This window comes from Microcystis sp. M20BS1, assembly GCF_020245305.1.
GTDB classification, from domain to species: Bacteria; Cyanobacteriota; Cyanobacteriia; order Cyanobacteriales; family Microcystaceae; genus Microcystis; species Microcystis ichthyoblabe_A.
Genome location: NZ_JADBUZ010000133.1, coordinates 1 through 8,211 on the forward strand (window position 1 = coordinate 1; position 8,211 = coordinate 8,211).

The 8,211-nt window shown below is 43.7% G+C and carries 9 protein-coding genes; 8 read left to right on the forward strand and 1 reads right to left on the reverse strand.

Going from position 1 to position 8,211, the window contains the following annotated elements:
- The 8 genes from IM507_RS13700 to IM507_RS23550 all read left to right on the forward strand — a co-directional run.
- Positions 1–495, forward strand: a 495-nt coding sequence (locus tag IM507_RS13700; protein ID WP_287637207.1) for a formylglycine-generating enzyme family protein, incomplete at its 5' end; no start/stop codon positions are given.
- Between the two features lie 580 nt (positions 496–1,075).
- Positions 1,076–1,597: a helix-turn-helix domain-containing protein gene (locus tag IM507_RS13705; RefSeq protein ID WP_287637208.1), complete on the forward strand. Its 522-nt coding sequence runs from the start codon at positions 1,076–1,078 to the stop codon at positions 1,595–1,597.
- A 184-nt stretch (positions 1,598–1,781) separates the two neighbouring features.
- Positions 1,782–2,225 carry a hypothetical protein gene (locus IM507_RS13710; RefSeq protein WP_287637209.1) on the forward strand — a complete coding sequence of 148 codons (444 nt, stop codon included), beginning with the start codon at positions 1,782–1,784 and terminating at the stop codon, positions 2,223–2,225.
- Positions 2,222–3,373 (forward strand): metallophosphoesterase, encoded by a 1,152-nt coding sequence (locus IM507_RS13715; protein WP_287637210.1) that lies wholly within the window; start codon positions 2,222–2,224, stop codon positions 3,371–3,373. Before IM507_RS13710 ends, IM507_RS13715 begins: the two co-directional genes overlap by 4 nt.
- A 159-nt stretch (positions 3,374–3,532) precedes the next feature.
- Positions 3,533–3,718, forward strand: a complete 186-nt coding sequence (locus IM507_RS13720; protein ID WP_287637211.1) for a hypothetical protein — start codon at positions 3,533–3,535, stop codon at positions 3,716–3,718.
- The gene (locus IM507_RS13725; protein ID WP_287637212.1) at positions 3,715–4,527 is read left to right on the forward strand and encodes a phage antirepressor KilAC domain-containing protein; all 813 of its coding nucleotides are present in this window, start codon (positions 3,715–3,717) and stop codon (positions 4,525–4,527) included. Before IM507_RS13720 ends, IM507_RS13725 begins: the two co-directional genes overlap by 4 nt.
- 37 nt (positions 4,528–4,564) lie before the next feature.
- Positions 4,565–4,861: a hypothetical protein gene (locus IM507_RS13730; RefSeq protein ID WP_287637213.1), complete on the forward strand. Its 297-nt coding sequence runs from the start codon at positions 4,565–4,567 to the stop codon at positions 4,859–4,861.
- A 1,271-nt stretch (positions 4,862–6,132) separates the two neighbouring features.
- Entirely contained in the window at positions 6,133–7,485 is a 1,353-nt protein-coding gene (locus IM507_RS23550; protein ID WP_353847875.1) for an FAD-dependent thymidylate synthase, read from the forward strand.
- On the opposite strand, the gene IM507_RS23555 is transcribed toward IM507_RS23550, so the two are convergent.
- Positions 7,482–8,066, reverse strand: a complete 585-nt coding sequence (locus IM507_RS23555) for a phage tail protein (protein ID WP_353847876.1) — start codon at positions 8,064–8,066, stop codon at positions 7,482–7,484. The two genes, IM507_RS23550 and IM507_RS23555, sit on opposite strands and share 4 nt — an antisense overlap.
- Between the last annotated feature and the right edge of the window lie 145 nt (positions 8,067–8,211).

The following is an 8,211-nucleotide window of genomic DNA, read 5'->3' on the forward strand; positions in this document are numbered from 1 at the left end:
AGTGTCAACTGGTATCAAGCAACGGAATTTTGTAAACGACTATCAAGAGAAACAAAACGGGAGTATCGACTACCAAGTGAGGCGGAATGGGAGTACGCTTGTCGTGCTGGAACCACCACCCCATTCTACTTTGGGGAAACCATTACGGGGGGATTGGCTAACTACAATGCCAACAAAACCTACGTCGAGGAATATCGAAACGAAACAACTCCCGTGGGACAATTTCCCCCAAACGCTTTTGGACTGTACGATATGTACGGCAATGTCTGGGAATGGTGCGCCGATACTTGGCACGATAACTATGACGGGGCGCCGACGGATGGCAGTGTCTGGATAGAAAATGGTAATAATAATCGTTCTCCTATGCGGGGCGGGGCTTGGTACACCTTTCCGTATCGCTGCCGTTCTGCTCACCGCAACATCGACGCCCGCCGCTACAGCCGCAGCTTCCTTTACGGTTTTCGGGTGGTGTGCAGTGCTGAAAGGACTCTGTAGCAGAAAGGAATTTAACTTAGTGCCAACAGACTTACAAAAATTAGGTGGCCGGTGCTCTCAGCTGCACCATTGAGAGCATCAATACATTACTTGGCACATTACTATGAAACACATACAGGCTATTGATTATTTAATCAGGCCTGACGAAACTTCTAATTATAAAATAGTTAGAAAGAGCATCCACGGTATTAAGATTATTGATACAATGGGCTACACAACCCATCAATTAATATTGCTTGATTTGTTAGATATGCAAACTGTGACTAAAGCCATGCAAGAAATATACCATAGGTACCCAGATATAGAGCCTCGTATTAAGAAGAGCGACTATGCTATGTTATCTTATATATTGTGCGTAATTATGTACAATGTAGATAATGTTCCTAGACATATTGATAACTATCTATATCTATACGTTAGTAATCGCTTAATTGGTAGCATCTACCCTTATCCTCAAAGCCCCTTGACAAAAGAGTCGCAGCTTTAAGTTGTCCCGGGCCTTGAGGTATTAAAATAAGAATTACTGTCACTAAACAGTTCTTTAGTACTAAATAACCTAGCGATAATGGGAGGGATCATTGTGTCTTCTGAAGATAAAAGAAAATTAAAGCACAATCCTTATCTTTTTCAAGATAGTCAAAAGACGATTAATGAACTCAGAAAAATCAGTGGACTGACCTGGGAGCAAGTTGCCAAACTATTTAATGTTTCACGTCAAAGCATTCATTTTTGGGTAAGTGGACAGCCTCTAGTTAGTGACAATGAGGAGAAATTAAATAGATTACTGAGAGTGATTAGATATATTGATCGAGGAAGTGCAAGTCTTAACCGTAAGTTATTATTGAAGCCTAATGCTGATGGGGAACTGCCTTTAGACCAATTAATATCAGGAGAATATGATAAAGTAAGAGATAATCTTGGGCGTGGTAATCCACCCAAAAGACCGCAATTAACACCCTTGTCTGAGGAGGAGAGTGAGCTTCGTAGACCTTTACCACCGGAGATATTAATTGATGCTTTACAAGATTCTATTCATCATGATGTTGGACGTTCTAGACCTGCTAAAACATTGAGGAGTGGTCAAAATCGCAGTGGAAAGTAAACAGATTGATCTCATTAACAATGAGTTATAAACATGGTGTCAAGGGGATTTTGTTTTAGGAGAACAGTGGTTTGTTCATCGATTTAATCCTCAATTTCCTCTTACACCTAATTCTACAAAGCAAGATGCTGAAGAAAATGATCTTGTAAAATCGGAGAACCTAGCGAGAATGAAAGGAATCATTATGTCTTCTGAAGACAAAAGGAAATTATTGTTAGAAAAAGTGTTCTGTGAGGCTCAGTCAAAATTCGCATATTATGATTTGCTTACGCAGGGAGAGGCTTTTCGCCAACACCTAGATTCATTGTCAGGCAAAGACTCTGGCAAGATTGAGGAGATAGATAAACATTTCTTGAAAGGCTTTTTGTCTTATTCTAGGCGCTTATATACTACAGGCAAAATTAGTAAATCTGCTTATATATCTCTAGTTACTCAAACTGCCGAATTTTATGCTGAGAGGCTAGTGGAGTCAAAATTGGCAAAAGCCTTGGAGAAATATGAGCTTTATTTTGAAAAAGCGTTAAGTGTGCAGTCGGCCGGGGGCGTTAGTCAAATTAATATTAACCTCACTATCAGGCGACTTTCTGTGGTACACAAGATCAATTACACAACTGGAGTACAGCTATGATTAACATGAAGGCTCACACCGTATATATGGTTGTGAGGCCATACACACAAAAGAAGAAGATATTAATGAGGGCCGCTCAGGAAGTAGGGGCTCTTTATGTAGAGAGCCCTCATCTACTAGAGAATACGATATCGTATCCTAGCTCTCTCTCAGCGCACCACGTGCTAGTAGAAATTAAGAATCAAGAAGAGGCCGATCAGGTTATAGTGCTGGCGGGCTGCCATCACTACGGCGTAGGAGAAATACTATTCAATGCCGAGAGCAGCGTAGGAGCTGAGCTCAGCCACCTGATAGAACGACAGGAAGATATAGCGCTTAGTGTAGAGCAAGTGCCCCACTACACTATGAATGATGAGGCCCTAGTAGTAGGGGATATTCATGGTTGTTACGGCCATCTGCGTGCGCTACTTAGAAAGGCGGGCTTCTTATTTGCAGGGGATGAGATTACTTATTACCCTATGCAATTAGTGCTCAATGGAGACCTAGTGAATAAGGGCCCCAGCTCTGCTGACGTTATTAGATTCGTGTACTCTAACCTAGGTCACCCTGACTTCAAGGTCGTACTAGGTAATCACGAACTATATATTATGCAGCACATAGATGATGTGAAGCCTATTAGTCGCTACTTCGATTATCTCACTACAGCTAGGACTAATCGCATGCAGCGTAATATGTTTAGGGAGATTTATAGGCAGAGTGTGCCCTACCTCGTATCCCGTAGTCGTACCTCTGCTGTTCACCACTCTCCTTGCGACTATAAGTATGTGGGTAAGTCTGACCCTGTCTCTATACAGAAACAGATTCACCTACCTAGTATTCGAGGTCAGGCCAATAAGCAGAATACCAGCGTAGATGAAATACTATATCCGTACTTCAATGGCCAGCCGAACTGGCCATTAGTTGTTAATGGTCATGTCACTACTAAGCGCCCGCTACTAATTAATAACCGCGCTATGATTGATACAGGCGCCTTCCTAGGCTGTTATCTAACAGCAGCTCATATCATGGACTCTACCTGTCAATTCATATCCACAGAGAATGTGAACTCCGCGCGTAATACTATGCGCCTTAACCCCATTGCGTCTGCGATACAGGATGCAAGTAGCGTTAGAAGAAACGTGCCTCATTTGGTTAAGGCTTTAGTCTAGTCGCGTACGTTGTTACCGATAACCCCGCACGGAACGCGGGGTTATTAACTTATTGTGCAACATTTAATCTTCTTAAACTTATCCATTACCGAGTAAATATATATTAGGTATGGCATCACCAGTAATGGTAAAGGCCATTGCTTGCAAAGCACAAAGCATATGAATAATCAAACACCTATCGAGAGTTTCTCTTTAGCGAATATTAAATTTGACTATAATGCAGAACCAATCTGGAAATTAGCGGCTCGACTTTCTGCTAAAATTCCCAATGAAGAATGGGCAAAACTACCAAAAGATTTAGCCCAAAACTTTGATCATTATCAACAACAACAGGATCAAAAATGAGATGCACCCAGACTCAATTATCTACCTTTAACTTTAACAACCAAGAAATCCGCGTTATAATCATTGATAATGAACCCTGGTTTATAGCAGCCGACGTTTGCGCTGTTCTCGAACACACTAATACGTCAGTAGCTCTACTTCGGTTAAAGGTGTATGAAAAACAATTAGTTGACCCTAAACAATACTTAGGGTCAGTCTCAAATCAATATATATCAGCCATTTCAGAATCTGGCTTATATAGATTAGTACTCAGCAGCCGCAAACCACAGGCAGAGTTATTTCAAGACTGGGTAGTACAAGAAGTACTACCTACCATTCGCAAGACTGGCCGCTATTCTGTTAGTGATTTCAAGATACCTACTACTTATGGTGAGGCCTTACTCAAAGCGGGGCGCCTGGCCTTAGAATTAGAACAAACTAATGTCACCTTAGAACAAGTTAATACTACATTAGAAGAGCAAGCCCCACTGGTTAAATTAGCAGAGACGTTGACAGTCAGAGACACTGATGCTGTCCTAATAGGAGATTTGGCTAAAGCTTATGGTGTAGGTCGTACAACGTTCTTCGATATGTTGCGTGACATTCGCTTTATTATGATGAAGCCAAATCGATTACCTTATCAGCGACATATATTAGCTGCCAGAGCAGAGGTGTTCCGCAAAGAGCGCCCCCATCAGTCTGGTATCTTCGATAGCGTTACTGTTATAACGGCTAGAGGTCAACTATACATAGCGAAGAAGTTAAAGCAACTGGAATGTGCTAAGTTAGTAGAATCGCAACTAGAAGCCGCGTACGAGCTTGTAGAATAATACTGTTCCCTTAAACCACAATTACAATTTATTGACTATGACTGTTATGAATTTCATCAATTATCTATTGGAAAAACTCGGCAAGGTGCAGTTCCGTACACTGCTTGTAACTATCGGCTTGTTATTGGTCTATAGTCTGGCGGTTATTATTGGCCGCCTCGTTTACGCAGCGGGGGTGTTGGGCATCGGCGATGTACTCTGCGTGTTGGGCCTCTATCACGCGTGGCAGGCTATCGCAGACCTCGTACCATCAATTACTCAATTATTAGTTAGTCCACCGACTAATCCATCAACTTCTATTAATCTCAAAACTGAAGGACTAGGCGATAAATAACAACTGGCTCGGCACTTAGTGAGCCTAATTAGGAAGTCGCCTACATAATGTCACGCTCACAGTCATAGTAATTTAATTAGGTAGGGCGCACAATTATTTGTATGATAGGTTAGCAATTAGCTTACACGAGTGTTGGGCTGACATGAAGCCCAACCTACACTTATCCTATATTTAATTCTGGCCACCTACCTAATCACATTAATTAGATAACTATGGCTAAGTTTAATTCAGATACAGCGTCTAGTATGGGGCGCCGCGGTGGTGAGAAGACAGCTCAGAATAAAGAGCACATGAGAGAGATAGGTCGTCGGGGCGGACTGAAGGCCCAACAGCGGCTCGCTGAGAAGAAACAGCAGCGTCCATTAGGTGATTAGTAGATTATAGGTCACTATATTAACTATATCATTCACCTGCGTGGTATCCATAGCTGTACCCCCCTCCCCTATGAAGTGGACGCTAATGAGAGCTATAGGGCTATCATCATCCAATAATAGTTGCTGATATAAATGTCGCACTCCTATTATATCTAGATGAGCCCGCTGCTTAAAGCTAAGTAGTATAGAGTTAGCATCAGTCTTCATAAAGGATCGGGTACTAGCGTGTTGCACTAGAGTAGGTAGGTCATAGCAATGGTCGCTAATTAATACCTGTCTATAGAGATTAGCTATACTGCTAATACCGGGGGCCAGACTCTCATGAGTACACGTCATCTTGAGGAACTTAAGACCAGATATACTGCGACCAGGATTATGGAACTGGTGGAGTAAGACTCTATCGGCCGCCGTTGTAATCCGTATCTGGTTGAGTAGATCAAGGATATAAATGTCTTTATCTATAGTGCTAACATGGCGTATCAGATCTTGTATAGCGTACCTGCGCTCTATCTGATTGCGGAATATCCATCGCCCAATAAAGATTATAATAAATAGAATCAGACTAAACGTGTTCTGCCATAGGAAATCAGTGACCTGCGGCAGAGCTTCCTTAACCAGAGTGTGCGGAGCTAGGTGAATAGTGTAGGCCTTATCATTATGTGGTGCATTCATGTTTAATGGGGCATCCTTCAGATTAATTAATGCCTTTAAGTACATTCTTAAGTTAGTGTTTAAGTGCTTCTAGTTTTATATTTATTCACGAGGACTTTGTAGGTGAATTATAATTATGATAGTCAATTAGGGCTTGCCTGTATTACTGATACTGAGCGCAATATTAAGGTATTCTGTCCTGTGGCCCGCCCAGGGCAGAGGTATGAGGCCACTATAGCCTATACTATGGCACGATATTCTCGCAGCGCTGAGTCAGTAGAGAATCTACTCAATGAGGCGCGGGGAGTAGATGCGGATAAACGTCTTCATAATATATTCTATAATTATGGTCACGGTAGTGTACAGGGCCTGGCCACGTTATCGGTGTGCTTTGAAGGTATTCCTCTATGGTTTGCGTTCTATCTGTTCAATACTATGCCTCTAGGGGCAGGGCAAGAGCGCAGTACTCGTTATCAGAAGATGGGGGATTACTATAGAGTCGGTGATGAGTCCTATGACGAGTCAATGGACTATCTATTCAGCGCGTATGAGGAGCTCTATGAGCCCACTCGAGAGGCGCTGGCCCGCGCTTACAGCGTAAACATGAGTGATAAACGCCAGGTACAGGCACTCGATGCTCGTACGCTGGACTGTACGCGGTATCTATTACCTATGGGAGCGCGCACTAGTCTGGGTATCACATCGGATGCCGAGACGTGGAGTCGATTCATCAGTGACCTACTGAGTAATCAAATTAACTCGGGGCCCGATGAGTTGTACAGTGCTATTGGGCACATGCTGAAGCAACTACTGGGTGGTTGTCCTGAGCTAGAGGCCCAGGGCTACGTGGCAGGTGCCCCTGGTCTCATACGTCATGCAGAGGCACGGCATGACCTAAGCGCTAGTCTAGGTAATATGGCGCGGGCAGCTCAGTCATCTCTCACTGTTAACGTGGGAGATGACTATTATCGCTCAAAGCTAGTAATTGTACAGGAGCAAGACTGCGATATCGTCGGTAACCTCGCCCTATTACTCCAGAATGATCTGTATCGACCGGCCCTAGTCCTATCTACTAATAGAAGACTATTAGCTACGCTGCAAGAGGAGTTGACTAAGTGGCGGCATTACGATAGATTACCTACTCAGTTCAATGCACCGCATATGTACATGAGTGGTTATATGGATGTGGGTGCGGCCCGCGACTTCAACCGTCACCGCAGTATATGGCGGTACTTTCCTGCTCTAACTAATGTAGAGCTATTACGAGGAGATACTGGTTATACTCTACCACTTTATGTAGAGGATCTCCCTATAGCTGAGCGTTATAGGGAGATGCTGGATAAATATTACGAGACACTAGATGGCCCCGCCATACAGTACCGTATACCACTAGCCCATAATATACGATACTGTATAGGTGGTTCTCATAAGCATATGGCCTATGTATGTCAGCTTCGCTCTCGAGTAGGGGGCCATATCAACTATCGTGTGATAGCTAATGAGTGGGCCAATAGTATAGCTGAGGCTAATCCACTATTCGACCTTACTCACGTTATACGCGTAGTTGAGAATGGTCGAGATGAGTTCTTGAGTCGTTAACGTGCGCGTATTAGGAATACGACAGCCATGAATGGCGGCATGTTATTGTGTGCTTGGCCGGCCCCAGTTCCTTGTATAGTGATATTAGCTCCACTGGGATTGATTCCAATGTTAGCATTAGATCGGAGTACTCGAATGTTAATATCAGCCTCAAAAGTCTGACGGGTTCCTGTGGGGCGGTCCTCACCGCTACCACTCTTAGGTTGACGTGTTGCTTCTTTGTCACCTTCTGTATGGGTTAGGAAATCGTGCCGGTGTCTGTGAGTTTCCGTATTATGCTCGTGGCCATTGTCGCTGATTATATGATTGTGCCCAGGGTCATTAACTCCGTGACCGTGATTAGGCATCTGGTTAACACTGAGAGTAACATTCTCCTCACCACCCAGCCATCCCTGAGTTCGACCATTACCTATCATTAAGGGGAAGCGGGCCTGCATATTAGGGAGGTTGAAGGTAGTAGAACCATTACCATTACCGTATGCAGTACCTATCATCGCGAATAGCGTTGGGTAATCTGCCCTGCTGATCTCGCGCCCATCCAGTGGTATCCAATTAGTAGGGTAGCCCCATGCCGCCCACATGATTATAGAACCTACTGGGGGGCCCGCCTGGCTGAAGCTATTTGATATAGTTTGGTTAACCCAGTCTACTCGAGCTATACTGTCAGTAGCAGGGGGCCATACAGTGCGGGGGTTGCCCGTTAGGAAAGGACTATCTATATTAGCC